Genomic DNA, 25,871 nt, shown 5'->3' with positions numbered 1-25,871 from the left:
GGCTATCTCACCGGAGTGCGGAATTCGCCATAGCCCAGCAGTCCGTCGTAGTTTCGGCCAAACGGGCGGTAGTACAGGTACGCCTGGTAGAGGTTTTCAGTTTGCCAGAAATTCCCGTTGATTTCCCCGAAATTCGGAGTGCCCCCGCCGGATCTTGTCGCGAGTATGTAGTTGTAAAAGCCCTGTTTCAGGTAGATTTTCGCTATGTATTTTTTTGCATTTTCATCATAAAACATCTGGTTTTTTTGCGAAGGTTGAAATTCGTTAAACCCGCCCAGCACGAAAATTTCCTTGTCAACCGGCTCGGAATCCAGCGCAAAATACACCCAGCTGTAGTCGCCCTCGCGGTGCGGGTCTCGCTCGGTTCCCAGGTCGTTCCTGCGGAAATAGTAGGCACCGTTCACATCCGGCATATACTGATAATTCTGCGGGAATGCCCAGACTGGAAACAAATAGGTATAATACTGATCCTCAATGCTTTCTGTGGCAGACACCATATCGAAAGCCGCGGTGATATTTTTATTATCGAAGTAATAAAATTCATTATTGCCAGGGAAAATGATGCCGGGATGCTGGAAAGTGATACGGTTGGCAAGAACGGAGGTCGGGCGGATGTTATCAATCCGCATCCAAGGATTGTTGTTCTGTACTACGCTCATAGTCAGCAAGTTAGCCACGGAGTTTATATCGTATCCTTCTGAAGTCGCCTGTACCTCCACACGCTGGTTCGCGGCAGGTTGCCTGGCGTCCGCCGTACGGCTCACGCGCAGAGAAGCGCTGGCAAGGCCCTCCGAGATGCTGAATCTCCTTCGGAAAAGCGGCCGCTCGGGTGAATTTTCGTAAACAATAAGCTCAAAGTTTCCGGAAATTTTCGGCTGCATTTTCTCGTTTGGAAATTTCAGTTCATAATGGGTGTACTTCTGCAGTGTATTGAAGGAATAGCTGTAATTATCGATGAGTCCGCTCATACTGCCGCTTGCGATTTCGGTAAAAAAAAGTCCGTCCGGCTGCCAGTTCCGGTCGCAATGGCGAATGGTGTAGCGGTACAGCCTGCTTGTATTATCGAAATCATCGAAGCGGAGAATCAGCGATTCATTAAAGCCAATCACCGGGGTTTCATCGTTGGTTTGAGGATTAAAAAGCTGGATGCCGTGGATGTTTTGACAAAAAAAATGGGTTGAAATTAGCAGAAAAAAAAATGCTGCGCGCTTCATCTTGGAAAGATTTGGAAAAATTTTCCCCAAATTTAAACTAAATTTGCCTAATGATTTCCGAAGATTTCCCAATCAAAAACCGCGTAGCAGAAAGTGGCCTCATCAATTTTGACCTTGCCGAACTGATTCCGGAAGGCACGCGCAAAAGCATCGACCTGAAAGATTATCTCTTCGAAGGCATTATCCTGAAAGAAAAGGATTTCCGTGAAAAAGTGGCAGCAATCAACCCGGAAGATTTTCGCGATTGCTTCGTGAACATCCACAATTCTGCGGATGCCATCGTTCCGCTTTGGTCGTATTTCCTGCTCACTTCCAGGCTCAGCGGTTTTGCGAAAAAAATCGTTTACGGCAGCCCTGCAGATTTGGAAACGATGCTAATGCACGACGCCATTTCAACCTACGATTTTTCGCCGTTAGAAAACAAGCGCGTTCTGGTAAAAGGCTGCTCAGAAAAGGAAATCCCGCTGAATGCCTACATAGAACTCGTGGAAAAGCTGCGCCCACTTGTAAAATCCCTGATGTTCGGCGAAGCCTGCAGCAGCGTGCCGATTTTCAAAAATTGATTATCTTGCAAAAAAATTTCATGAATTTAATAGACTTACTTACCGGCAATGCGGGCGCACAAGTTGCCCAGCAGGCCGAAAACCGCTACGGCGTGGAGAAAAACCAGATGATTGCCTTGGCAGCTGTAGCCGCACCGCTGATAATTTCCTATCTGCAGAAAAAATCCCGCGAAAACCCTTCCGAAGCGGAAGCCCTGAACAACGCGCTGGACAAAGACCACGATGGAAGCATCATCAGCAATCCTGCACAGGCAGCAGAACGCCAGGAAGAAGGCTCATCCATCTTGTCTCACATTTTCGGCAGCAAAAAATCTGAAGTGGAAAACCAGCTGGCGCAACAAACCGGGATTTCGCAGAACCAGATCGGCGCCCTGCTTGCGATGCTTGCACCGGTGATTATGGGCTACATCGGCCAGCAGAAACGCCAGAACAATGTAGGTGCCGGCGGAATCGGCGATTTGCTGGGTGGCATCCTGAACAACACCGCTGCCCAGGCAGGCAGCGCAAATCCGCTGAACAATATTTTGTCATCCGTACTTTCCGGTCAGCAAGGCGGCAATAATCCCTTTGGCGAAATTCTCGCCGGATTGGGCGGCGCGCCGCAGCAAAAACAAAACGGACTGGGCGGACTTTTCGGTAGTTTGTTTAAATAATTAAAAAAACCGAAGCGAATTTGCTTCGGTTTTTTTCTTTAAACTTCGGCGTTTTCCGTAGGCTCGGTTTGTTCGCCCACCTTTTTCCGCACCTTTGCTTTTGGCGCCGGTTTCTCGTTTTCATCCATCACCTTCACAGGTATTTTCGCCGCAGATCTCCTGCGCTGCCGCGTTTTCCCATAGCTTCCGGAAGTTATTTTTCCGCGCTTCGTCTTCTTATCGCCTTTTCCCATTTTTACGAATTTTTCAAATTTTAAACGAATTTAGCAAAAATTCATCAAACCTGCAAATTCATTCTCAATAATTTGGGCGTGCCGCTGCACTTCGTTCGTTTCGGCGCTCGCTTCGCTCGCGCGTTCCACTCACTCCGTTTAGCGTCGGGCTATCCGCTTCTACTCCTCGCTTTGCCGCTCCGCTTCGCTTCGCGGCTACGCTGCGGGGTATCCGCTACTATCCCTCACGCAAAATCCCACCGCCAAAATCCATATCTTTGCAGAATTAGAATCAAGACCCAAGAACCGAGATTCAAGAATTGAGACGCAAAAAGTTTGAAGGTTAGAAATTTCATTTGCAATCAGCGCACGAATTAAAAACTGCCCTAAAATCTTGACTCTTGGCTCTCGCAGCTAAAATCTAAAACGCGAATGTTCCGAACACATACGAACGGCGAACTCACCGCCAAAAATTTAAACGAAGAAGTAACGCTTGCAGGCTGGGTGCAAACCGTGCGAGACAAAGGCTTTATGATCTGGATTGACCTGCGTGACAGATACGGCATCACGCAGCTTGTTTTTGATGAAGACCGCAGCGACAAAGCGCTGCTCGAGAAAGCGCGGGAAATCGGTAGGGAGTTCGTCATCCAGGTCAAAGGAAAAGTCATCGAACGCTCGTCCAAAAACCCGAAAATTCCAACCGGCGAAATCGAGATTTTGGCAAGCGAACTCAACATTCTGAACGAATCCGAACTGCCACCATTCACCATCGAAGATGAAACCGACGGCGGCGAAGAACTTCGGATGAAGTACCGCTACCTGGACATCCGAAGAAATCCCGTGAAGGACAAGCTGATGTTCCGCCACAAAATGGCGCAGAAAGTCCGCAACTATTTGTCCGAAAAAGGTTTCGTAGAAGTGGAAACGCCGGTGCTCATCAAATCCACACCGGAAGGCGCACGAGATTTCGTGGTGCCAAGCCGGATGAATCCCGGGCAGTTCTACGCCCTGCCGCAATCTCCGCAAACCTTCAAGCAACTGCTGATGGTGGGCGGTTTAGACCGGTATTTCCAAATCGTGAAATGCTTCCGCGATGAAGACCTTCGTGCCGACAGACAGCCGGAATTCACGCAAATCGATTGCGAAATGGCATTTGCCGAGCAGGAAGATGTGCTGCAGATTTTCGAAGGCCTCACCAAATCCCTGCTGAAGGAAGTGACAGGCAAAGATTTCGCGGATTTCCCAAGAATGACCTACGATGAAGCGATGCGCAGATTTGGGAATGATAAGCCAGACATACGCTTCGGAATGGAATTCGTGGAACTGAACGATGTGGCTAAAGGCCGCGATTTTAAGATTTTTGACGATGCGGAACTTGTGGTGGGAATTTGCGTAGAAAATGCGGCTGACTGGACGCGCAAACAAATCGACAACTATACGGACTTCGTGAAACGCCCGCAGATTGGCGCTTCCGGAATGGTGTGGGTAAAATATCAGAACGACGGCACGCTGACTTCCTCGGTGAATAAATTTTACGATGAAGCGGCCTTGAAAATTATCGCTGAAAAATTTGGCGCAAAACCAGGCGATTTACTGCTGATTCTCAGCGGCGATGAAAGCAAAGTTCGCGCGCAGCTATCCGCACTGAGAATGGAACTTGGCAATCAGCTTGGCTTGAGAAAAGGCGACGAATTTGCACCGCTTTGGGTGGTGGATTTTCCGCTTCTGGAATGGGATGAAGAATCTGGCAGGTTTCACGCGATGCACCATCCCTTCACATCGCCGAAGCCTGAGGACATCGCGCTGCTCAGCGAAAACCCTGGCAATGTGAGAGCTAATGCCTACGATTTGGTTTTGAACGGCAATGAAATTGGCGGTGGTTCCGTGCGGATTTTCGACCGGGAATTGCAATCCAAAATGTTCTCACTTCTCGGGTTTTCTCAGGAAGATGCCGAGGCGCAGTTTGGCTTCCTGATGAACGCCTTCAAATACGGCGCACCACCGCACGCTGGAATTGCATTCGGCTTCGACAGGCTTGTTGCGATTCTCGACGGCAACGAAGTCATCCGGGATTACATTGCCTTCCCGAAAAATAATGCCGGTAGAGATGTGATGATTGATGCGCCAAGCCAGATTGCCGATGAACAATTACGCGAACTCAATTTACGGATTTCACAATAATTTGCAATAAATCCCGAAAAATCAATAAAACGAAAAATGCTGAATACACTTGGAAATTTTTTAACGCTCAACACTTTTGGCGAAAGCCACGGTGAAGCTTATGGCGGAATTATTTCCAATGTGCCTGCAGGAATTGCGGTAGACTTCGAAGCGATTCAGAAAGAATTGGACCGCAGAAAACCCGGCCAATCTGCTATTGTAACTCAGCGGAAAGAAAGCGACGAAGTGCAGTTTTTATCGGGAATTTTTGAAGGGAAAACTACGGGCTTGCCCATCGGTTTCATCATCAAAAATGAAAATCAAAAGTCGCAGGATTATTCGCATATTCAGAATGTTTACCGCCCTTCTCACGCTGATTTTACTTACGAAAAAAAATTCGGCATCCGTGATTATCGTGGTGGCGGAAAATCGAGCGCAAGGGAAACGGTAAATTGGGTTGTGGCCGGCGCTTTAGCGAAGCAATTACTTCCTAACGATTTGAAAATCAATGCGTTCGTTTCATCGGTTGGTGAGATTTTTTGCGAAAAACCTTATCAGGATTTGGATTTCAGCAAAACGGAAAGCAACGCCGTTCGCTGTCCGGATGAAGAAACAGCGGAAAAAATGGAGGCAAAAATACGGGAAGTGCGGAAAGATGGCGATACAATCGGCGGCACGATTACTTGTGTCGTTCAAAATTTGCAGGCAGGAATTGGCGAGCCGGTTTTCAACAAACTCCAGGCAGAACTTGCGAAAGCGATGCTGAGCATTAACGCTGCGAAAGGCTTTGAGTACGGCAGCGGATTTTGTGGTGCAAAGATGAAAGGCACGGGGCATAATGATATTTTCAACGAAGATTTCAGCACGAAAACGAACTTATCCGGCGGAATTCAGGGTGGCATTTCGAACGGGATGGATGTTTATTTTCGTGTGGCTTTCAAACCTGTGGCCACTTTGATGAAACCACAAGAAAGCGTGGATAAATTTGGGAATTCCGCAATTGTGGAAGGAAAGGGAAGGCACGATGCGTGCGTTTTGCCAAGGGCCGTTCCCATCGTTGAAAATCTTACGGCTTTTGTGCTGGCAGATTTGTATTTAATCAATAAACTAAGGAAGGGCGATAGGCTTTAGGCTGTATGCTATAAGGATTGCAAAGACGGATTTTAACGATCATCAACCATAAAAAGCTATGCGGAAAAACACAATTTTCACCATCGTTACCATTTTGATTTTGGGATTGCTGATGATTCCCAATGTACGCACTTTTTTACGGGACACCTTCTTCCCAATCGCTGCGATTGAAAAAGCTACAAAATTGGAAACCAATGATTTAGACATAGATTTGAAAGGCATCAATGTTCCGGATACCAACCTGAAAAACTTGCAGCAAAAAGATTTGCTTTTCCTGAATTTCTGGGGAACCTGGTGCCCGCCTTGCCGACAGGAATGGCCATCGATTGAAGCACTTTACAACGGCAAAAAAGAGCGGATGGATTTTGCGCTGATCGCAATGCAGGACAAGGAAGAAGATGTGCGGAAATTTATTGCCGAAAACCAGTATACAGCGCCGGTTTACATCGCACAGAGCCCGATTTCAGGAGAGATTTTGCCAAATACTTTCCCGACAACCTTCATCATTTACAAAGATGGTAGAATAGTGATGAAAGAAAGCGGAATGAGAAATTGGAATTCGCAAAGTAATTTAACCTTTATTGAGAATTTGCTAAATGCGAAATAAAACCGAGAATCGGTATATTTTTTGCTAATTTAGCGATATTAAATTGAAATCAAAATGAGAAGAAGGTTCAGGGTTTATAGCCACGCCGCAAGGCAAAAGGGTTTCCTAGCTAGCATACCCGTTATTTGGCGGATGTTAAAGCAGTGGCGAAGGGGCAATTATAAGACGAGCCAAGTTTCGATGTGGACGGTTTTTTTGGGGTTGGCCTACATCATTTCGCCGATTGATATTTTACCAGAAATTGCGATTCCGTTCGTCGGAATCGTCGATGATTTGGCAGTATTAGCATTCTTAATGCCTCGCCTAATGAACGAGGTAGAGCGTTTTCTACAATGGGAAAGCGACAAGAAAAACGACATCACCACAATTGAAGTGGACGCAGAATAATTTTCATAACAATTTTGTGCCGCCCGAATTTTTGGGCGGTTTTTTTATTTTGAAAAATCAGAACTTTGCGGCGTGAAAACGCTAATTTCGGTTATCGGAACTACGGGCATCGGCAAAACACGGCTGGCAATTGATTTGGCAAAGCATTACAATGCGGAAATTTTGTCGTGCGATTCTAGGCAGTTTTTCAGAGAGATGAAAATTGGAACTGCGGCGCCAAGCGAAGCGGAACTTTCCGAGGCAATGCACCATTTCATCGCGCATCTTTCCGTGCAGAATTATTATTCCATCGGTCAGTTTGAAAATGATGCACTGGAGAAATTATCGCAATTATTTGAAAATCAAAATGTTGTAATTTTGGTTGGCGGTAGTATGATGTATGAAAAGGCGGTAATCGAAGGCCTGAATGATTTGCCTGAAGCCAATGCTGACAATCAGAAAAAGCTGGCAGAAATTTGGGAAAAAGAAGGCTACGAAAAACTTCTGGAAACCCTGCAAGATATTGATAATGAATATTTTACAATTGTTGACAAAGATAATCCGAGAAGAATCCTCAGGGCGATAGATGTGATTTGGCAAAGCGGGAAAAAATATTCTGAGCTGATTGCCGAGCCGAAAAAAGCGCGGGATTTCCGCACGATAAGAATCGGGATTGAAGCGCCGCGCGAAATTATTTACCAAAAAATAAACGAGCGGGTTGATAAAATGATGGCAGCCGGACTTCTCGCCGAAGTGAAATCTTTAGCGGAATTCCAAGAATCAGTACCGCTGAAAACAGTAGGCTATACGGAACTTTTCCGCTTTCTGAACGGAGAATGGGATTTGGAATTTGCCGTGGCGGAAATCAAGAAAAATTCTCGGAGGTTCGCAAAACGGCAGCTCACCTGGTATCGTGGCGAAAGCGATATTCATTGGGTGAATTTTGAAAATGCTTTCGCAGAATCGCTATCTTTGCTGGAAGATTTCGGCATTCAGAAAAATTAAAATTATGGCAAGAACACCATCCAATATGCTTCCGCTGGGAACTAAAGCGCCGTATTTCGAGCTTCCGAACCCTGCGCAAAACAATGAAATTCAGTCACTTGAGTCGCTGAAAGGTGAGAAAGGAACGCTGGTGATTTTTATGTGCAACCACTGTCCGTTCGTGATCCACATCATCGAAAAACTGGCGGAGCTTTATGATGATTATCGTGCGCAGGGCATTGAATTCATCGGCATTAACTCGAACGATATTGAAAATTATCCGGCGGATTCACCGGAAAATATGGTGGATTTTCAGGAGGAAAAAGGCTTCGCATTTCCGTATCTTTTTGATGAAAGCCAGGCAGTTGCCAAGGCTTATGATGCAGCTTGCACGCCGGATTTTTACTTTTTCGATGAGAAGCTGGACTTGATTTACCGCGGGCAGATGGATGCTTCACGCCCTGGAAACCAGCATGAAATCACGGGTGAGGATTTGATTGTGGCATTTGAAAACTTGCTCGCCGGAACACCGCAGGAAGAAATGCAGATGCCAAGTTTGGGCTGCAACATCAAGTGGAAGTCCTAATCCCTGAGGAATGGATTATGATCTCTTTCAAACCCAATGCTGGTCGCGTTCCCGTGGCCGGGAAAGATTTTAGTATCTGGCGGAAGCGTCAGTAGTTTTTCCCTGATTCCTTTGATTAATAATTCATAATTGCCGCCTGGAAGGTCGGTGCGGCCGATACTTCCCTCGAAAAGTACATCTCCGGAGATTGCAAATTTTCCTTTTTCGTGATAAAAAACCAAACTTCCCGGGGAGTGTCCCGGTATGTGTAAGACTCTTAAAATCTCACCACAAAAGTCTAATTCTTCGCCTTCGTTGAGTCGTTTGGTCTCAAGTGAAATCGGCTGCAGCTGCATACCAAACCTTTCCCCCGTCAGGTGGAATGTTTTCAGCAAAGGTTCATCCGCCTCGTGCAGATAGGTGGATGCTCCATATCGTTCCGCTGCCCACTGAAGCCCCATTACATGATCGATGTGGCCATGCGTCAGCAAAATTTTTTCGATATTTAAATTGTTGGATTTCAAGAAGTTATCAAGCTCGCGCCGTTCCTCTTCCCAATAAGTTCCCGGGTCGATGAGCCACGCGCTTTTATTTTTGTGGTAAAGGATGTAGGTGTTTTCGCCGAGCGGGTTGAAGGTGAAAATTTTAAGACTAAGCACTGCAGGTTTTTTACAAAGTTAATATTTTAAAACCACCCAGAATGCGGGAAATTTACTTAATTTGCCAAAGGTCATAAGCGTATGAAATACTACATCATAGCCGGTGAAGCTTCGGGCGATTTGCACGGAAGCAACTTGATAAAGGCTCTGAAAGCGAAAGATGCTTCGGCCGAGTTTCGGTTTTGGGGCGGCGATTTGATGGCGGAAGCAAGCGGCGAAAAACCTGTGAAGCATTATAAAGACTTAGCCTTTATGGGTTTTTTGGAAGTTGCTAAAAATTTGCCCACAATTTTGCGGAATATTAAATTTTGCAAAAATGATATTGCGGATTGGAAGCCTGATGCATTAGTGCTTATCGATTATCCTGGTTTTAATTTGAGGATTGCAGAATTCTCAAGGAAATTGGGAATTAAGGTGGTTTATTATATTTCGCCGCAGCTTTGGGCGTGGAAAGAAGGCAGGGTGAAAACCATCCGGAGATTTGTGGATGAAATGCTCGTCATCTTGCCGTTTGAAAAAGATTTTTATCGAAAACATCAGGTGAGTGCAAAATTTGTGGGGCATCCTTTGCTTGATGCAATTTCGGATTTGCAACCGATTGATTGTGAGGAGTTTAAGTCTTACAATCACTTGGGCGAAAAGGAAATTATTGCGCTTTTGCCAGGCTCACGAAAGCAGGAGGTTGAGAAAATGCTCGGCGTAATGCTTTCGGTGCGGAAAAGCTTCCCGCAATACCAGTTTGTGATAGCTGGTGCACCGGGTTTGCCGCGGGAATTTTATGAGAAATTCACCGATGAAAATGTGAAATTCGTAAGCAATAAAACCTACGATTTGCTGCGCTGCGCCAAGGCTGCGCTCGTAACTTCCGGAACGGCCACGCTGGAAACGGCGCTGCTGAATGTGCCGGAAGTTGTGTGCTACAAAGGCAGCGCAGTTTCCTTTGCCATCGGGAAAATGCTGGTGAAAAGCATCCGCTTTATTTCGCTGGTGAACCTGATTATGGACAGGGAGGTTGTGCGGGAACTGATTCAGGAAGAGCTGACGACGAAAAATTTGGTGCGGGAACTCAGCTTGATTTTAGGGCAAGATCGCGGAAAAATTCTGGAAGATTACGCTATGCTGCGCGAAAAACTTGGAGGAAAAGGAGCAAGCGAAAAAGCTGCGGAAGTAATTGTAAATCTGTAAATTAGCCCGATGCAAAAGCAGCCGCTGTTTATAATGTTGGCCTGTTTTATCGCTGGAATTCTTCTGGCGGAAAATTTTCATTTCGGTGCAAAAGTTTGGAATTTCATTTTAATAGCTTCGGTTTTAATCGGCTTCCTTAGTTTTATTCCAAATTACATTTTTCAGAAATTTCGTGGCGTTTTCTTAGGAATTTTATTTTTATCAATTGGCGGATTTTTTCATTTTCAGAACAGCAAATTACCAAAGATTGATGAATTTGTAGGCCGGCAGAAATTCATTTTTAAGATTACAAAAAAATTAAATTCGAACGAAAGATACCGTCGTTACGAAGCTGAAATTTTAAAGTTGAAATCATTTAAAAGTGGCAATCCTGAACCTTTGAAAATCGTGGTTTCAATTCCGAAAGATGAGGTAAAACCCGATTTCAAACACTATTATCAGGCGGAATCTTTCATCAATTTAGTGGAGCATCCGAACAATGATTTTCAGTTTGATTACGCTAAGTTTCTTTCACGGAAAGGCATTTGTCATCAGGCTTTTCTCAATTCTGGAATTGAACCGATTTCAAGAAAAGATTTGTCTTTCGCTGAGAAAATCAAACAGAAAAGGCTGGAAATTTTAGAAAACATCGATGCTTCACAACTTTCGCCGAAAAGCCGAGAATTATTGAAGGGAATTATCTTGGCAGACAGAACGGAAATGGATTCCGAAACTGTGAACGATTTTAACCGAAGTGGCCTAGTGCACATCCTGGCAATTTCTGGAACTCATATGGCGATTATTTTCTGGACAATGCTTTTCGTTATTCGTAAAATTTTGCCGTTTAGGTTGAGAAAAATTCAAATCGGTTTAGCCTTGGTTTTCATTTGGGCTTTCGCCGTTTTAATTGATTATGGGCCCTCCGTTGTGCGAAGCTGCATAATGCTCACCGCATACTACGCCTTCGTTTTGCTGCAAAGGAAACCCGATTTGCTGAACGCCGTAGCGCTAGCAGCTTTCGCGATTTTGCTGGTGGATACGCATCAGCTTTATAATGTCGGTTTTCAGCTGAGCTTCATCGCTGTGCTGGGAATTTTCTGGATGAACCGGCCGATTTTAGCGTGGTTCGGAAATTTGGCAAACCGCTGGAAAAGGCTTTTCGCCACGGTGTTTTCTGTGAGCCTGAGCGCACAAATCGCTACGCTGCCGCTCGTTATCTACTATTTTCATCAATATTCGCTGGTTTCCATCCCTGCCAATTTGCTCGTAATTCCTGTGGTAGAAGTTATCATTATTTTCTCGCTGTTTCTCGCTACTTTGTTTTCGTTAAATATTGAACTTCAATGGCTTACGGAAGTGTATGACGCCGCTGTTCAGTTTTTGCTGAAGGTAATTCACGCCTTTGCGAATGCAGATTTCGGTTTTGCGAAAAATATCCCAATGACTCTGGCAGAGGTACTTTTGGCATTTCTCACGATTTATTTTCTGCGGCAGGTCTTTCTTCGCAAAAAAATTCGGCCGGTTTTGAATTTCGCCGCGATTCTCCTGCTGTTTATCGCACTGAGGCTTTCGCTCAATTATTATTATTTCAAAAAATCGGAAGTTCTGCTCGTGGAAAATTTCCAGCAGAAACACCTTATTATAAAGGATAAGAATTTGGCGGAATTCTACCTTTCGCCGAAGGCCGATAAAGCGAAGGCCGCGAAATACCTGGTGGAGCCTTACCTTAGCAAAAACCGCATTTCGGAATTTAGAATTCATCCAATTCCTGAGAAGGCACGCAGCGCAAATCACGGTGGGAAGGCTTATCCGCTGGACTGAGTTTATTTAGAAAGTTTACAAACTGAAGTTTTCTGACATTTCTCACTTTTAAAATAGGCTGTCAATTTTTAACTTTGCGATAATAATTCAAAATATTATGGCAAGTCTTACTGGCTCTACCATTGGCAGAAAATATGCGATGGCTTTATCGGCAATGTTCCTGCTTATTTTCCTGGTGATGCACCTTAGCGTCAATATGATTTCGGTTTTCGATAAGGATGCCTTCAATCAGGCGTCGTACTTTATGGGCTATAGTCCGCTAGTCCAGGTGCTTATGCAGCCCATCCTTTTGTTTGCCGTTATTTTCCATTTTGTAATGGGCTTCGTTCTGGAAATCAAAAACAAGCAGGCAAGGCCTGTAAAATATGCGGTAAACCGCGGCAACGAAAACTCTACCTGGATGAGCCGGAATATGATAATTTCCGGTGCGGTGGTTTTGGCGTTCCTTGCGCTTCACCTGTATGATTTCTGGATTCACGAGATGAACTACAAATACATCGCAAGAGAAGCCGTGGTAACGGACAGATTTTGGGACGAGCTGAACCACAAGTTTAAAGATCCTATTCGTGTGGCAGCCTATGTAATTGCCAATGTGCTGCTTGGCCTGCATTTGGCGCACGGCTTCCAGTCGTCGTTCCAGTCGGTTGGTGCAAGGCATCCAAAGTACACGCCTTTCATCAAAGGTTTCGGCAAGTGGTATTCCATCCTGATCCCTGCAGGCTTCATCTTCATTGCGCTTTATCATTTTTTTGCCGATGCACCAATTTATTAGGCTGAAGGATTGTTGTTAATTTTAAAGATTTTTCTGAAAATATGAGCACTCTCAATTCGAAAATTCCTGCCGGTCCACTAAAGGACAAATGGAAAAATCATAAAGACCATATGAACCTTGTGGCGCCGAACAACCGCGATAAGATTGACATCATCGTTATTGGTACCGGTTTGGCCGGCGGTTCTGCGGCAGCTACTTTGGCAGAGCAGGGCTATAATGTAAAGGCCTTTTGCTATCAGGATTCGCCACGCCGTGCACACTCTATCGCTGCACAGGGCGGTATCAACGCTGCGAAGAATTATCAGAACGATGGCGATTCCACTTACCGCCTGTTCTACGATACCATCAAAGGAGGTGACTATCGTGCGAGAGAAGCCAATGTTTACAGGCTTGCGGAAGTTTCCGCAAATATCATCGACCAGTGCGTTGCGCAAGGTGTGCCTTTCGGCAGAGAATACGGCGGGCAGCTGGACAACCGCTCTTTCGGTGGTGTGCAAGTGAAGAGAACTTTCTACGCTAAAGGACAAACCGGGCAGCAGCTTTTGCTGGGCGCTTATTCAGCGATGAGCCGCCAAATCGGTAAGGGCAAGATTAAAATGTACAACCGCCACGAAATGATGGACCTGGTGATTGTGGACGGGAAAGCACGCGGCGTAATTGTGAGAAACCTGGTAACCGGCGAAATCGAAAGGCACTCTGCACATGCTGTGGTTATTGCATCCGGCGGTTATGGCAATGTGTATTTCCTTTCTACCAATGCTATGGGCTCCAACTGCTCTGCCGCGTGGAAAATTCACAAGAAGGGCGCTTATTTTGCAAACCCTTGCTTCGTGCAGATTCACCCTACCTGCATTCCGGTGCACGGAACCCAGCAGTCTAAACTGACTTTGATGTCTGAATCCCTGAGAAATTCCGGAAGAATCTGGGTGCCGAAAAATCAGGAAGATGCTATCGCCATTCGTGAAGGAAGGCTGAAGCCAGAAAATATTAAGGAAGAAGACCGCGATTATTACCTTGAAAGAAGATACCCTGCCTTCGGAAACCTTGTTCCGCGAGATGTGGCTTCCAGAGCAGCAAAGGAAAGATGCGATGCAGGTTTCGGCATTGAGAACAACGATACTAAGGAAGGCGTTTTCCTGGATTTCTCTACAGAAATTATGAAAAAGGGAAGGGAAGCAGCGATGGAGAAACACCTGCACAATCCTTCTCAGGAAGAAATCTACAAGCTTGGAAGAGCCTGGGTAGAAGAAAAGTACGGCAACCTTTTCGTTATGTATGAGAAGATTACGGCGGATAATCCTTATGTAACGCCGATGAAGATTTACCCTGCGGTACACTACACAATGGGCGGAGTTTGGGTGGATTATAACCTGATGTCCACAATCCCTGGCTGTTTCGTAATCGGTGAAGCAAATTTCTCTGACCACGGTGCGAACAGGCTTGGTGCTTCCGCTTTAATGCAGGGCCTTGCTGACGGATATTTCGTGCTGCCGTACACCATTGCAGATTATCTTTCTGCAGACATCAGAACCGGAAAAATACCGACTGATACTGCGGAATTTGACGAGGCTGAGAAAGCAGTGAGAGATAAAGTGGAATTCTTCCTTAGCAATAATGGTAAGCATTCCGTGGATCATTACCACAAAATCCTTGGCAACATTATGTGGAACAAGGTAGGTATGGGAAGAACGCCGGAAGGTCTGAGGGAGGCCATCCGTGAAATTGAAGAGCTTCGCAAAGAATTCTGGCAGGATGTAAGAGTGCCTGGCGGAGCCAACGAGATGAATACCGAGCTGGAGAAAGCTTTCCGCGTTGCCGATTTTATGGAACTTGGGCAGCTGATGGCGATAGATGCTTTGGAAAGAAACGAATCCTGCGGTGGACACTTCCGCGAAGACCATTCCACACCGGATGGTGAAGCAGAACGCGATGACCAGAACTATATGTATGTAGCAGCCTGGGAATACAAAGGTGCGGACATCAATGCTGAGGTGATGCACAAAGAAGAACTTGTGTACGAAAACATCGAGGTGAAAACAAGAAGTTATAAATAAGTCGCACAAACCGATATATTATGAGTGCAAAAAGAGGACTTAACCTGACTCTGAAAATCTGGAGGCAGAAAAACAATAAATCTAAAGGGCAGTTCGAAGTTTACAAACTTTCCGATGTCTCCCCAGATTCTTCATTCCTGGAAATGCTGGACATCCTGAATGAAAACCTGGTGAACGACGGCAAGGAGCCTGTAGCTTTCGACCACGATTGCCGCGAAGGAATTTGCGGGATGTGCTCGCTATACATCAACGGTCGTCCGCACGGACCTGATACCGGAATTACAACCTGCCAACTTCATATGAGGATGTTCCGGGATGGAGAAACCATCACCATCGAACCTTGGAGAAGTGCGGCTTTCCCGGTGATTAAGGATTTGGTGGTGGACCGCTCTGCGTTCGACAGAATTATGGCGGCAGGTGGTTTCATCTCCGTGAATACTTCTGGTAACACGCTGGATGCCAACGCTATCCCTGTGCCGAAGGATAATGCCGATAAGGCGATGGATGCTGCGGCGTGCATTGGTTGCGGCGCTTGTGTAGCTGCTTGTAAGAACGGCTCTGCGATGCTTTTCGTAGGTGCGAAAGTTTCTCAGTTTGCATTGCTTCCGCAAGGCAGGGTAGAGGCGAAACGCCGCGTGCTCAATATGGTGCAGACGATGGATGAGGAAGGCTTCGGAAACTGCTCAAATACTGGTGCTTGTTCGGTGGAATGCCCGAAAGAAATTTCGATGGAGAACATCGCAAGGTTGAACAGGGAATATATGTCTGCATTTATCGACAGAGGATAATTTTTATAGAATAATTAAAACGCCGCTTGATTTCCGAGCGGCGTTTTTTTATGGTGGTGTACGGTTCAAATATCAATTATCAAATTTCAGTAATCAATTATATCGGGAAAATCGTCCTTTCATTCGCTTTTCTTACTTTTGCAAATCGAAATTTATTGCGCAATGAAAAAAGTTTTGTGGTTTCTCTTGCTGGCGATGACCATCGTTTCCTGCTCGAAAAAAACGGAGGTTTCAGGTAAAATCGCTAATGCTTCTCCGCTGGAAAGGATTGAATTCATCGAGGCTTCCGGCGTTACAGCTTTGCCGCTCATCAACATACCGGTGAGCCCGAAGGGCGAATTTTCCGGCGAGTTTGTAGCGCCGAAAAACGGCGTCTATGTGATGACCTGTGCCGGACAAATGACGACCTTTTACCTGAAAAAAGGGCAGAATCTGCAGATTACTTCCGATGCCAACGATTTTGAGGGCAAGTTTAAAATCAGTGGTGATGCCAAGGCGAACAACGATTTCCTAGCAAATACGGAGAAAAAGTTTCAAGAAATAATGAGCGGCATCAACCAAAATGAGTGGCTTACGAAAGATGAGAAAGCCTTCCTGGAATCCGTGAAGAAACTTGAAACACAGCTGAATAAGGCGATTGACGACGAGGCAAAGAAAATAAATGCCGACAAAGAAGTAGTAAATTATAAAAAGGACGAAACAAAAATTCAGCTTGCCAGCATCGTGGAAATTTACGGCAAGGTGCACGGGCGAATTTCTGGCAATGTGGCCTACAAACCGTCACAGGCACTGCTGGATTATAAAAAGGAAATGACGAAGGAAAATGACCGGCTAGTAAAGCAATTCCCGCAATATCGGTCTTTCCTGCTGGAAAGCATCGGTGAAGATTTCGACGCATTTGCGCAAAAGCAAAATCCTACGGATGATATGATGATGACGGAGCTTTTCGGGAAATATCTGGAAACCAAAAAAGATTTTTCGCAAATCACGAAGGATTATATGATAGCAACGGTTTTGGCGCAGTTTGACATCAACCCAATGAATGCCAAAAACTTTGACAAAATCACTAAAATTACCGATGAGTACATCAAAAACGGCGAAGTAAAATCTGACCTGAAAAAATTGCATGTCGCTGTTTTAGGATTTCAAAAAGGAACAGAACCCAACCTAAAACTGCAAACAACGGACGGGAAATCCATCAGCCTGAAAGATTTGAAAGGCAGGCCTACACTCGTAACTTTCTATACATCCTGGAATCCAAACATCGCAATGAACACCGTGCCAATGCTGAAAGAAGTGGCAGATTTCTACAAATCGAAAATGGATTTTGCGTTCGTAAATCTGGATGATACGAAAGAGCAGTTCCAAAAGACGAGCAGCGCAATGTTCAGCGGCTTCCCTGGGAAAAACTACTGGATTGAAGGCGGCATCAACAGCAAGGCTGCAAGGGATTTTGCAATTTTCGGCTTCACGCTGCCGCATTTTATTTTGGTGGATAAGGATGGTAAACTGGCAAGCCGGCGGTTTTACAACCTTGGCGATTCCGATTTGGTAAACGCCCTGGATAATGCCACAGGGCTGAAGGCACCGCAAATTCAAGCCGAATATCCGGTGCAAATTAAAGTGGGTGGAGAAGCGATTGATTCCGCGGCAACGAAATGATTAAACCAAAAAAAATCAAGCGGGCAGATTTGTCCGCTTTTTTGGCGACAAATATGGCGAGAAAAAAGCACTACATTCTGGAAAACATCCGGCTAGAAAATGCCGGCGCAAAAGGTGTGGCTGTCGGGAAAACCGACGAGGGGAAAACCGTGCTGGTAAGCGGCGCTGTACCTGGCGATCTTGTGAATGTGCTGGTGCGCAAAAACAAATCCCGGTACATAGAAGGCGATGCAGTGGAAATCCTGGAAAAATCGCCGGGCAGAGTGGAGCCGAAATGCATACACTTCGGAGTTTGCGGCGGCTGCAAATGGCAAAACCTGAGCTACGAAAAGCAGCTAGAATTCAAGAAGAATGAAGTAGAAAACAATCTTCGCAGAATTGGCGGGCTGTCGGATTTTGAAACGCTGCCGATTCTTGGTTCGGAAAGGCAATATTTCTACCGAAACAAGATGGAATTTTCCTTTTCCAATGCACGCTGGCTTTCGCCGAAGGAAATAAATTCTCAGGAAGAAATAGCCGAGAGAAATGCGCTGGGCTTCCACATACCTGGAATGTGGAGCAAGATTCTGGACTTGAAAGAATGCTGGCTTCAGGAAGCGCCATCCAACGAAATACGCTTGGCGGTGAGAGATTTCGCCACGAAGAACGGCCTGGAATTTTTCGATGTGAAAAATCACGGCGGCTTTCTGCGCTCATTGATGCTTCGCCAAAATTCCAAAGGGGAATGGATGGTGGCGTTTCAGCTTTTCCGCGAAGAGAAAGAAAACAGCCAGGCGCTGTTTGACTTCCTACTCGGGAAATTTCCGCAGATTAAAACGCTGCTGTACGCCATCAACCCAAAGACTAATGATAGCATCTACGATCTGGATTTCCAAACCTATTTCGGCGAAGGCTTTTTAACCGAAGAAATGGACGGCCTGAAATTCCGCATCGGCCCAAAATCATTCTTTCAGACGAATTATCACCAGGCTTTGGAACTCTATCGCAAAACGCTGGAACTTGCTGATTTACAAGGCGGCGAAACGGTTTACGATCTGTACACCGGCACCGGCACCATCGCCCAATATTTGGCACGGAAGGCAGGACAGGTCATCGGCATAGAAGCCGTGCCAGAAGCCATAGCCGCTGCGAAAGACCACGCCAAGCTGAACGGCCTGGAAAACTGCACCTTCTACTGCGGTGATATGAAGGAAGTCTTCACAGAGGAATTTCTGGCGGCGCATCCGAAAGCCGATGTGCTCATCACCGATCCGCCGAGGGATGGTATGCACCAAAAGGTGGTAGAGCAAATCCTGAAGCTGCGCCCGGAGAAAATAGTGTATGTAAGCTGCAACAGCGCCACACAGGCAAGGGACATAGCGCTGCTGAAGGAGGCGTACACGCTCACGAAGATTCTGCCAGTCGATATGTTTCCACAAACGCACCACATCGAAAACATCGCTTTGCTCATCAGGAGAAGTTGATGAAATTCATAAAATGTGGTGGGTTATCATTTATTTGCGCAGAGAATCTGATAACATTTAAACAAAACAAATAGCGCCTACCAAAAAACACATAAGAGTTTTTATTAAAAGACACGGGTGTTTTTACAAAAACCTGCGCAGGTTTTTGTAAAAAGGTGCTTAGGTTTTCAGCAAAACCTGCGCAGGAACTATTAGGGGGAAGGGCATTAGGGAGAGGATTGCGGGTAAGTAAATGGAAATGAGAGCGGTTCGCACGATATCTCAGTGGTTTGCGCTATGAGGTAAAGTGCAGAAAGCGTGGATTTGTGCAGAAGTTCCGTTACCAAATCGTTAGCCCATTCTCCGGATGGTAACGAAGAGGTAGGAGCAGGTAACTGACGGAAGAGTATTCGGTAAGTGAACTCTCTGCGATTCGGGTGCTGTTGCTCTGATATACAATGCTTTGCATAGCTGAGAACGCTTCGGTAACGGGTAACTTTGCCCATAAAAACAGAAGCGTATGCAAACAGACAAAATGAAGGTGTTGCTCTACCTAAAAAAGAGCGGATTGGACAGGTCGGGGCAAGCTCCGATTATGGGGCGGATAACCTACGGGCGAACGATAGCTCAGTTCAGCTGTAAGCTGTCGTGCGCCCCCAACTTGTGGAATGCTCGTGAGAGCAGGCTGAACGGCAAGAGCCGTGAAGCTGTGGCAACGAATGGCAAGTTGGAGCGCTTGCTTCTCTCGGCGCAGTCGGCTTATCAAACCCTTTGTGAGCGAGGGATTGTCTTTACAGCGACTGACATTAAGGAGCTGCTGCAAGGTAGTATGCAAAGCCAAATCACCCTCTTGGAACGATATGATCAAATGCTCGAAGAGATGAAGCAAAAGGTGGGTATCGAGATAAAGGCAACAGCTCTGAATAGTTACTTTACTATTCGAAAGCATCTGAGAGCCTTTATTGAGGAGAAGTTTCACACTTCAGATATTGCTTTCGGACTGGTAGAAGAAGACTTCTTGGATTGCCTACAACGCTACTCTGTCGGCAAGTTGGGGCATTCGCAAGGTCATTATCGTAAGATGGCATTAGCGGTGAAGAAGATCTGTCGTTTGGCATATCGTGAAGGGTTGATAACGCGACAACTGTTTGCTCACGTAACGATCGAACGAGGAGAGAACAAGCGACCTCGTGCATTGGACAGGGCATCATTGAATAAGTTGCAGAGCCTGACCTTTGAGCCGTATGAAGTGAAGTTGGAGACTGCTCGTGACCTCTTTCTCTTCGCTTGCTATACGGGTGTTGCCTACTGCGATATGGTTGCCCTTAGTCGGGAGCATCTCTTTACGGATGATGAGGGGGCATTATGGCTTAAGTTTCGCAGACAGAAGACCAATACGCTTTGTCGTGTGAAACTCTTATCTGAAGCGGTCCGTCTGATGGAGCGACATCAATCGGGAGAACGAACTACGCTCTTTGCTCCTATTCCCTATTCGGTTTACCTCTCCCAACTCAAAGCTCTACAACTTCGAGCAGGTATCTCTATTTCCCTTTCGGCACACGTTGGTCGCCACACCTTTGCCACGTTGATAACTTTGGAGCGGGGCGTGCCGATTGAAACGGTGAGCCGCATGTTGGGGCATAGCAATATCCAAACGACCGAGCGATATGCTCATGTGACTCCGAAGAAGCTTTTCGATGAGTTTGAGCAATTTCTCTCTTTCACTGAAGACTTAACCTTAACCTTGTAAGAGCTATGCGTAGTACATTCAGAATACTATTCTATATCAATAAGAGCAAGACCAAAGCAGACGGCACAACGGCAATCCTTTGCCGTATTACCATAGACGGAGCGAGCGCGGTGATAACCACAGGCGAAAGCATTGCCCCAAAGGATTGGAGCGTGAAGCGAAGGGCGACAAAGGAGAAGAAGACCAACCAACGCCTGCAAACCTTTCGGGAGAATGTAGAACAAGGCTATAACACCTTGCTCTACAAATATGGAGCAGTGAGTGCCGAGTTGCTGAAGAACTACTTGCAGGGTGTCGGGAAAACTCCAACGACCCTGCTTGCTCTTAGTGCGGAAGAACTCAAAGCCCAACGAGAATGCAGTAGTGCGGGTACGTATAGAAACAATCGGTATGCCGATAGGCTGCTTAACTCTTTTGTGCGCAGTCGCAGGGAGCTGGATGTCCCCTTGTCGGCTCTTACGATTGAGTTCTTTGAGGATTATCGCTGCTATCTGAAGATGGAGGGCTATGCGCCCGCAACGATAAATGGCCATCTCTGTTGGTTGAGTCGATTGATGTATCGAGCCGTCAGTCAGGGAACAATACGCATCAATCCGTTTGAAGAGGTGAAGTATGAAGTCGTAGAGCGCAAACCTCGTTTTCTGAGTAAGGGCGATGTGTCAAAGCTCTTGGCATTCCCGTTGCAGGATAAAGGGGCAGAACTAAGCCGAAGAATGTTCCTTTTCTCCGTCTTTACAGGCTTGGCTTTTGTTGACTTGCAGGGGCTACGAGCTTCGCAAATCGAGACGAACAGCGAGGGGAAGCGGTATATTCGCAAAGCACGCCAAAAGACAGAAGTCGAGAGCTTAATCCCACTACACCCGATAGCGGAGCAGATACTCGCCCTTTACACGAAGGAGCAGAGCAGAGGAGACTACAAGATATTTCCCGATACAATGAGCGACTGGAAGCTACTCCGTCATCTCAAAGCCGTGGGGTTGGCTTGTGGCATCCGCACTCCGTTGACTTGGCACTGTGCAAGACACACGTTCGGCACGCTAACGCTAGAGGCTGGTGTGCCTATCGAGAGTATCGCTAAGATGATGGGGCATTCGTCTATTGCCAGCACGCAAATCTATGCTCAAGTCACCGACCAAAAGATTGCAAGGGATATGGAGAGGCTGATGCAACAATGAGAGCAGATAACCTAAGCATAAAAAGAGCTTGCTCCATTAACTGGAACAAGCTCTTTTAATAGCAAGTATCTATTATGATTTCTTTTGCATTATCCCTTAGATGTTTTGATATGCAATTTTATTTTCTTCATCGCCCAGTCGTAATGGCTGGCAGTTGCCGAAACGCAGTAAGATCCGAGTGGGGAAGTTCCTGTCCAAGCTAGTGTTCCTTTGGCAAAGAGTTCATCGTTGGAGAATTGATCTATCAGTGCCATTACATCTTTGTGGCTCTCTCTTAACTTTGCTTTGGCTTCCTCCAATGGCGTATTTTGGTGCTTCTTCCAGAACTCAACATTCATTGTCGGATAGGTTTTCCAATTATACGGTTCAGGTAAAAATGGCTTACGTTCATCGTTGCTGTTAGCTTTTATCCAATTTAGCAATAACTGATGCCATTCATATAGATGAACAAGAACATCACGCAGGTTTTTATCCCGACTCCAATGTGCTTCTTTATCAGCCGATGCCATTTCCTCCGCAAATGTTCTCACCTGTTGTTCCTCGCTCATATTATCAATGAGTTTCCACATTTTCTCGAATTGCCCATTGGCGGATGCAAGTAAATCAACTTTTGTTGTTGCTCGTGCCATATCTTCTTATTTTAGTTGTTATTCGATTGTCGGTTGGTATGTTTTTTAGTTCTTACGAGTAAAGGTACAAAATATGACGACATATCGAGTGAAATATGACGACATATTTGGCGGAATATGACGTCTCATTTTTCAGTCTTTCCAAAACGACCTTTCTAGACCTGCTCTGCCCACTAGCTTTATCCGACTACCGCTATACAGGAAAGATTTTACCCCGAGCAACCACCATAGCACTCTGTTGTTGCACGCCCTTTGTAATACCCCTTTCTCTTTTCTTTCCTATTCTCCTTACTACGTTACTACAACTAAGGATAATACAGTGAAAGAGAAAGGATTGCAGAAGACATTCATCTTACGACAGATGTTACTACAATCCTTCTACGCTTCTACAGCTTGATAGAGAATAAGTGGTGTAGACAGATGGTGTAGTAGGATAAACCCCGACAAAGTGTTACACTTTTCTCTTTCACTGTCAATCACTTATCCTAGTGTAGAAAGGTAGTAAGATAAAAAGGGGAAAACTCCAAAAAGAGAAAATAGAGAGAACAGAACATACAATGAGACAGCAAACAAAGAATACGAAGAACACGTGAACAAGGAATACGAACAATCCAAATCCAAAGACGAAACTGTAGATTGACCGAAATTGAAAAATCGGGCAGTATTGCTGTTCGATAATAAGGTTCAGCGGAAGAAGAGGCTTTTGCTCAAAAGGGGGCTTAGACGATAACGCAAAAGAGCGAAATTTCAACAACGGAACCATCGGGTCTTCTAAGAGACTAGAGCTGTAAAGCGTATAGATGGGAGCCTTTGTTTCAAGAGTTATGGCACCCCCTTGGAGTTGCAAGTTTGCAGGGGCAAACTTAGAAACAAAGACTCAGTGCATTCAGAGAATGCAAGCACTTCAAGGGCAGGCTGCGGGACAGGGCGGAGCGGGCATTTGGAGAAATGCCATAGCTCATTAGGGCATTTTCTTCACGCTCCACTTCGTTACCGCTAAAAAAGCCCTCCTGAGCCAAGGGGAAACAGCCCCTTTGGATACCCCCTAAAGCTATATTCAACTTATGGGCTACGCAGTATTACACATAGACAAGGCTCGGGGCAACGACTCGGCAATGAGTGCCCACATCGAGCGAACATTCGTGCCGAACAATGTCGATGCCTCTCGCACGCACCTCAATCGAGACTTGGTGCAATTCCCCGCAAATGTCACCAACCGTACAGAAGCTATTGCACATCGCATAGCAAATGCGACCATTTGGGCTGAGTAGAGGGGTACAAGGATCTGAAGCCAAGCACCGTACTAATATGGAGTATTACAAAGAGCTCCTCAAAGAGACCAAGCAGAAACAACTTGAGGAGGAAGAACTAATTCAAAAGGTCAGAGAGTTGGAAAAGCAGGCGGGCAAGCTCCGAGTAAAGGGTACGCTCTACTCGCTATTTGGCAACTCCGAGCTTGACAAGGCGGAACAGCGCATCGAAGAGTTGGAGCAAGAAGTCAAACGGCAACGACATCTTTCGGAAAAGGAGAAAGCCGAAATCCGCAAGGAGGTCATACTCCTTCAGGACACCATTAGAGATAAGGACAAGACTATCTCTGAACAACACCGAGAAATCAAGGTGTACGAGGAGGAGCGGAGTTTTATCAAACGCTTCTTTCACAGCTTCTACCTCTTACTCAATATCCGTCTGATGCTCCGCAAAATGGGCTTTGATGATGATACGGTGGTCAAGATGCACAAAGATCAAGAGATAGTCCGTGGTACAGCTACGGCATATTCGGGAGTGTACAAACGAAACTTCACGGAAGAAAATGCGGAGCTACGCATTATAACCAACGAGAAGCGTCAGCCTATTCTTACCATCAATGGACTATCTGTTCCAGATTGGTGCGAACAGAAATGGAAACAGCTTGTCAATCGTAATCGCTCGCAACGACTGTAGAGATAAGACATCTCCTTCCCCTTTCATTGTAATGTTTGGACTCAGACTAAACTTTTAAGAAGAAAATCACGTAAGAACGCTCACTTTCTCCCACGAATCACTACCTTTGCAAGTGATAATAGTGAGCGTTCTTTGGCTATCCAAAACGATGTACTTCAAAGCACTCCGCTCATTTCTAAATCGTTACCTATCCACACTTCTCCAAAAGGTAACCTCTTACTTCTCAGCTAGATAGTCCGAAACCAAAAAATCAGCAAGGTTTTTGTGGCCCTTTATTCATCGGCGTTTCCAGAGGCTTAAAAACAAGCGGAAAAAGGCAGGTTTCCGCAGGGCATTCAGCGTGTTGGTTGGGGCGTATCAACAATCAGCTGTCAATCATTATCTTTGGAAAATGAAAAAATTGGGGATGTTATTTGTATTAATGCTGGGCATATTTGCGGCATCCTGCGCCGGTGATGATGATATCTGCCTGCACAGCGAGGGCACGCCTCGCCTTAAAATGAAATTTAAAGACTCCGCAGGTAGGCTTGCCACTCTGGATTCCCTCTACATCTCCGCAGACTATGGCGGCGGTACCCAGGCGGTAGTACAGGCGGCAAGGGTGGATTCTGTGCTCGTGCCTCTCCGTATCGATGGCTCCGGGAGTACGCTGCTGGAGATACGCAGGAGAAAAGCGGAAATGCCCGCGCGCCTGCAGCTGCAGTACGCTGAGCAGGCAGAGTATGTGTCGCCAGCCTGCGGTATCCGCAAGCTCTACCGGGATGTTCGGTACCAGCTGCATCCTGCTGCGGGAGCAAGAGCGGCTGAGCCAGCGCAAAATGAAATAACCGATGAGATACGCACGCACCTATATATTACTTTTTAGCCTGGTTTCTGCAGCGGCATTTCCGCAAAATGCTGAGCGGAAGAAGGCAGAGGCTTTTCGCCTAATGGCAGGTTTAGATGTAGCGAATGCGGGCATCTCGCTGTTCTCCGATCGCAAGATTTTCCAGGGATATGTCTCTGCGAAAGTTTCGGGCGACATCCACGCCAATGGGGAAGCCGGCCACGAAAAGAATATTTACAGTAAAAACGGCTACGACGCCGAGGCTATGGGGCCATTCGTAAAGCTGGGTGCCTTCTATATGCTGGCGAAGGACAGCGAAAATGACCTGAACGGCTTCTTTGCAGGGGCAAATCTGGCGGCATCCTTCTACCGGCAGCATTTCTTCAAAATCCCCGTGCGGGGCTTCCAGGGGCAGGAGTATTTTCTGGAAATGCCCGAGGCTGCGCAATCCTCCTACTGGGTGGAGGCCAATGTAGGGGGGAGGGTGCAGCCGTTTAAATCGCCATTTTATATTGATTTGCGTGCGCAGCCAAAATATTTGGTCTACAGCGTAAAGCAGGAGAATATCAAACCGATGATAGTACCAGGCTTCGGCAAATCTTCTGGCCGGTTTAATTTTGGGTTCTCCTGGAATTTGTCTTATAAATTTTAAATCAGGGGCAGCGCGTATCCTTCCGGGATGTTGCTGAATCACCGTTTGTTTATGATTGAAAAATTTAACAATTTTTTA

Annotated in this window: 25 protein-coding genes; 20 read left to right on the top strand and 5 right to left on the bottom strand. The window is 46.1% G+C overall.

What is annotated here, in order from left to right:
• Positions 1 to 2: 2 nt before the first annotated feature.
• Positions 3 to 1,214: a type IX secretion system plug protein gene (locus IMZ16_RS04960; protein WP_193440730.1), complete on the bottom strand. Its 1,212-nt coding sequence runs from the start codon at positions 1,212 to 1,214 to the stop codon at positions 3 to 5.
• Between the two features lie 53 nt (positions 1,215 to 1,267).
• On the opposite strand from IMZ16_RS04960, the gene IMZ16_RS04955 reads away from it, so the two are divergent.
• Together IMZ16_RS04955 and IMZ16_RS04950 are read left to right on the top strand one after the other, a co-directional pair.
• Positions 1,268 to 1,777 (top strand): DUF2480 family protein, encoded by a 510-nt coding sequence (locus IMZ16_RS04955; protein WP_193440801.1) that lies wholly within the window; start codon positions 1,268 to 1,270, stop codon positions 1,775 to 1,777.
• 20 nt (positions 1,778 to 1,797) lie between these two features.
• On the top strand, positions 1,798 to 2,430 hold the full coding sequence (locus IMZ16_RS04950; RefSeq protein ID WP_193440729.1) for a DUF937 domain-containing protein: 633 nt from the start codon (positions 1,798 to 1,800) through the stop codon (positions 2,428 to 2,430).
• A 38-nt stretch (positions 2,431 to 2,468) separates the two neighbouring features.
• On the opposite strand, the gene IMZ16_RS10485 is transcribed toward IMZ16_RS04950, so the two are convergent.
• The gene (locus IMZ16_RS10485) at positions 2,469 to 2,663 is read right to left on the bottom strand and encodes a 30S ribosomal protein THX (RefSeq protein ID WP_193440728.1); all 195 of its coding nucleotides are present in this window, start codon (positions 2,661 to 2,663) and stop codon (positions 2,469 to 2,471) included.
• A gap of 411 nt (positions 2,664 to 3,074) precedes the next feature.
• Here IMZ16_RS10485 and aspS point away from each other — a divergent pair, with 411 nt between their 5' ends.
• The 6 genes from aspS (at position 3,075) to IMZ16_RS04915 (ending at position 8,476) form a co-directional block, all read left to right on the top strand.
• The gene (gene aspS / locus IMZ16_RS04940) at positions 3,075 to 4,823 is read left to right on the top strand and encodes an aspartate--tRNA ligase (RefSeq protein WP_193440727.1); all 1,749 of its coding nucleotides are present in this window, start codon (positions 3,075 to 3,077) and stop codon (positions 4,821 to 4,823) included.
• Positions 4,824 to 4,859: 36 nt separating this feature from the next.
• Complete coding sequence (aroC, locus tag IMZ16_RS04935; protein ID WP_193440726.1) at positions 4,860 to 5,933, top strand: chorismate synthase; 1,074 nt, start codon at positions 4,860 to 4,862, stop codon at positions 5,931 to 5,933.
• Positions 5,934 to 5,991: 58 nt separating this feature from the next.
• Entirely contained in the window at positions 5,992 to 6,540 is a 549-nt protein-coding gene (locus IMZ16_RS04930) for a TlpA family protein disulfide reductase (protein ID WP_193440725.1), read from the top strand.
• A gap of 132 nt (positions 6,541 to 6,672) precedes the next feature.
• Positions 6,673 to 6,927 (top strand): YkvA family protein, encoded by a 255-nt coding sequence (locus IMZ16_RS04925; protein ID WP_227411571.1) that lies wholly within the window; start codon positions 6,673 to 6,675, stop codon positions 6,925 to 6,927.
• 72 nt (positions 6,928 to 6,999) lie between these two features.
• Positions 7,000 to 7,911 carry a tRNA (adenosine(37)-N6)-dimethylallyltransferase MiaA gene (gene miaA / locus IMZ16_RS04920; RefSeq protein WP_193440723.1) on the top strand — a complete coding sequence of 304 codons (912 nt, stop codon included), beginning with the start codon at positions 7,000 to 7,002 and terminating at the stop codon, positions 7,909 to 7,911.
• A gap of 4 nt (positions 7,912 to 7,915) precedes the next feature.
• A complete protein-coding gene (locus tag IMZ16_RS04915) occupies positions 7,916 to 8,476 on the top strand; it encodes a thioredoxin family protein (protein ID WP_073177985.1) in 561 nt (186 codons plus the stop codon).
• On the opposite strand, the gene IMZ16_RS04910 is transcribed toward IMZ16_RS04915, so the two are convergent.
• Entirely contained in the window at positions 8,473 to 9,114 is a 642-nt protein-coding gene (locus tag IMZ16_RS04910; RefSeq protein WP_193440722.1) for an MBL fold metallo-hydrolase, read from the bottom strand. The genes IMZ16_RS04915 and IMZ16_RS04910 overlap by 4 nt on opposite strands.
• Positions 9,115 to 9,195: 81 nt before the next feature.
• Between IMZ16_RS04910 and lpxB the strand changes: the two genes are divergently transcribed.
• From lpxB to rlmD, 7 genes are all read left to right on the top strand, one after another.
• Entirely contained in the window at positions 9,196 to 10,299 is a 1,104-nt protein-coding gene (gene lpxB / locus IMZ16_RS04905) for a lipid-A-disaccharide synthase (RefSeq protein WP_193440721.1), read from the top strand.
• A 9-nt stretch (positions 10,300 to 10,308) separates the two neighbouring features.
• Positions 10,309 to 12,099, top strand: coding sequence for a ComEC/Rec2 family competence protein (locus IMZ16_RS04900; protein ID WP_193440720.1), 1,791 nt, complete (start codon positions 10,309 to 10,311; stop codon positions 12,097 to 12,099).
• Positions 12,100 to 12,196: 97 nt separating this feature from the next.
• On the top strand, positions 12,197 to 12,871 hold the full coding sequence (locus IMZ16_RS04895) for a succinate dehydrogenase cytochrome b subunit (RefSeq protein ID WP_193440719.1): 675 nt from the start codon (positions 12,197 to 12,199) through the stop codon (positions 12,869 to 12,871).
• Positions 12,872 to 12,912: 41 nt separating this feature from the next.
• The gene (locus IMZ16_RS04890; protein WP_073177507.1) at positions 12,913 to 14,925 is read left to right on the top strand and encodes a fumarate reductase/succinate dehydrogenase flavoprotein subunit; all 2,013 of its coding nucleotides are present in this window, start codon (positions 12,913 to 12,915) and stop codon (positions 14,923 to 14,925) included.
• A 20-nt stretch (positions 14,926 to 14,945) separates the two neighbouring features.
• Positions 14,946 to 15,713 carry a succinate dehydrogenase/fumarate reductase iron-sulfur subunit gene (locus tag IMZ16_RS04885; RefSeq protein ID WP_073177505.1) on the top strand — a complete coding sequence of 256 codons (768 nt, stop codon included), beginning with the start codon at positions 14,946 to 14,948 and terminating at the stop codon, positions 15,711 to 15,713.
• A gap of 162 nt (positions 15,714 to 15,875) precedes the next feature.
• Entirely contained in the window at positions 15,876 to 17,375 is a 1,500-nt protein-coding gene (locus tag IMZ16_RS04880; protein WP_193440718.1) for a TlpA family protein disulfide reductase, read from the top strand.
• Positions 17,376 to 17,428: 53 nt separating this feature from the next.
• Entirely contained in the window at positions 17,429 to 18,838 is a 1,410-nt protein-coding gene (gene rlmD / locus IMZ16_RS04875; RefSeq protein WP_193440800.1) for a 23S rRNA (uracil(1939)-C(5))-methyltransferase RlmD, read from the top strand.
• Positions 18,839 to 19,044: 206 nt separating this feature from the next.
• Here the strand turns inward: rlmD and IMZ16_RS04870 are convergent, their stop codons facing one another.
• Positions 19,045 to 19,323 carry a hypothetical protein gene (locus tag IMZ16_RS04870; protein ID WP_193440717.1) on the bottom strand — a complete coding sequence of 93 codons (279 nt, stop codon included), beginning with the start codon at positions 19,321 to 19,323 and terminating at the stop codon, positions 19,045 to 19,047.
• 14 nt (positions 19,324 to 19,337) lie between these two features.
• Here IMZ16_RS04870 and IMZ16_RS04865 point away from each other — a divergent pair, with 14 nt between their 5' ends.
• Complete coding sequence (locus tag IMZ16_RS04865; RefSeq protein ID WP_193440716.1) at positions 19,338 to 20,567, top strand: site-specific integrase; 1,230 nt, start codon at positions 19,338 to 19,340, stop codon at positions 20,565 to 20,567.
• A 5-nt stretch (positions 20,568 to 20,572) separates the two neighbouring features.
• Positions 20,573 to 21,742, top strand: coding sequence for a site-specific integrase (locus tag IMZ16_RS04860; protein WP_193440715.1), 1,170 nt, complete (start codon positions 20,573 to 20,575; stop codon positions 21,740 to 21,742).
• An 89-nt stretch (positions 21,743 to 21,831) separates the two neighbouring features.
• Here the strand turns inward: IMZ16_RS04860 and IMZ16_RS04855 are convergent, their stop codons facing one another.
• A complete protein-coding gene (locus IMZ16_RS04855; RefSeq protein WP_193440714.1) occupies positions 21,832 to 22,371 on the bottom strand; it encodes a ClbS/DfsB family four-helix bundle protein in 540 nt (179 codons plus the stop codon).
• A 1,248-nt stretch (positions 22,372 to 23,619) separates the two neighbouring features.
• Between IMZ16_RS04855 and IMZ16_RS04850 the strand changes: the two genes are divergently transcribed.
• From IMZ16_RS04850 to IMZ16_RS04840, 3 genes are all read left to right on the top strand, one after another.
• Positions 23,620 to 24,315 (top strand): hypothetical protein, encoded by a 696-nt coding sequence (locus IMZ16_RS04850; RefSeq protein ID WP_227411570.1) that lies wholly within the window; start codon positions 23,620 to 23,622, stop codon positions 24,313 to 24,315.
• 421 nt (positions 24,316 to 24,736) lie between these two features.
• Complete coding sequence (locus tag IMZ16_RS04845) at positions 24,737 to 25,180, top strand: hypothetical protein (RefSeq protein WP_193440713.1); 444 nt, start codon at positions 24,737 to 24,739, stop codon at positions 25,178 to 25,180.
• A complete protein-coding gene (locus IMZ16_RS04840; protein WP_193440712.1) occupies positions 25,146 to 25,793 on the top strand; it encodes a DUF6048 family protein in 648 nt (215 codons plus the stop codon). The genes IMZ16_RS04845 and IMZ16_RS04840 overlap by 35 nt, the downstream gene beginning before the upstream one ends.
• Positions 25,794 to 25,871: the final 78 nt, after the last annotated feature.

Origin of the sequence: Cruoricaptor ignavus, from assembly GCF_014961145.1 — a bacterium.
Classification (GTDB): domain Bacteria; phylum Bacteroidota; class Bacteroidia; order Flavobacteriales; family Weeksellaceae; genus Cruoricaptor; species Cruoricaptor ignavus.
This window is presented reverse-complemented; position numbering and strand designations above follow the sequence as displayed.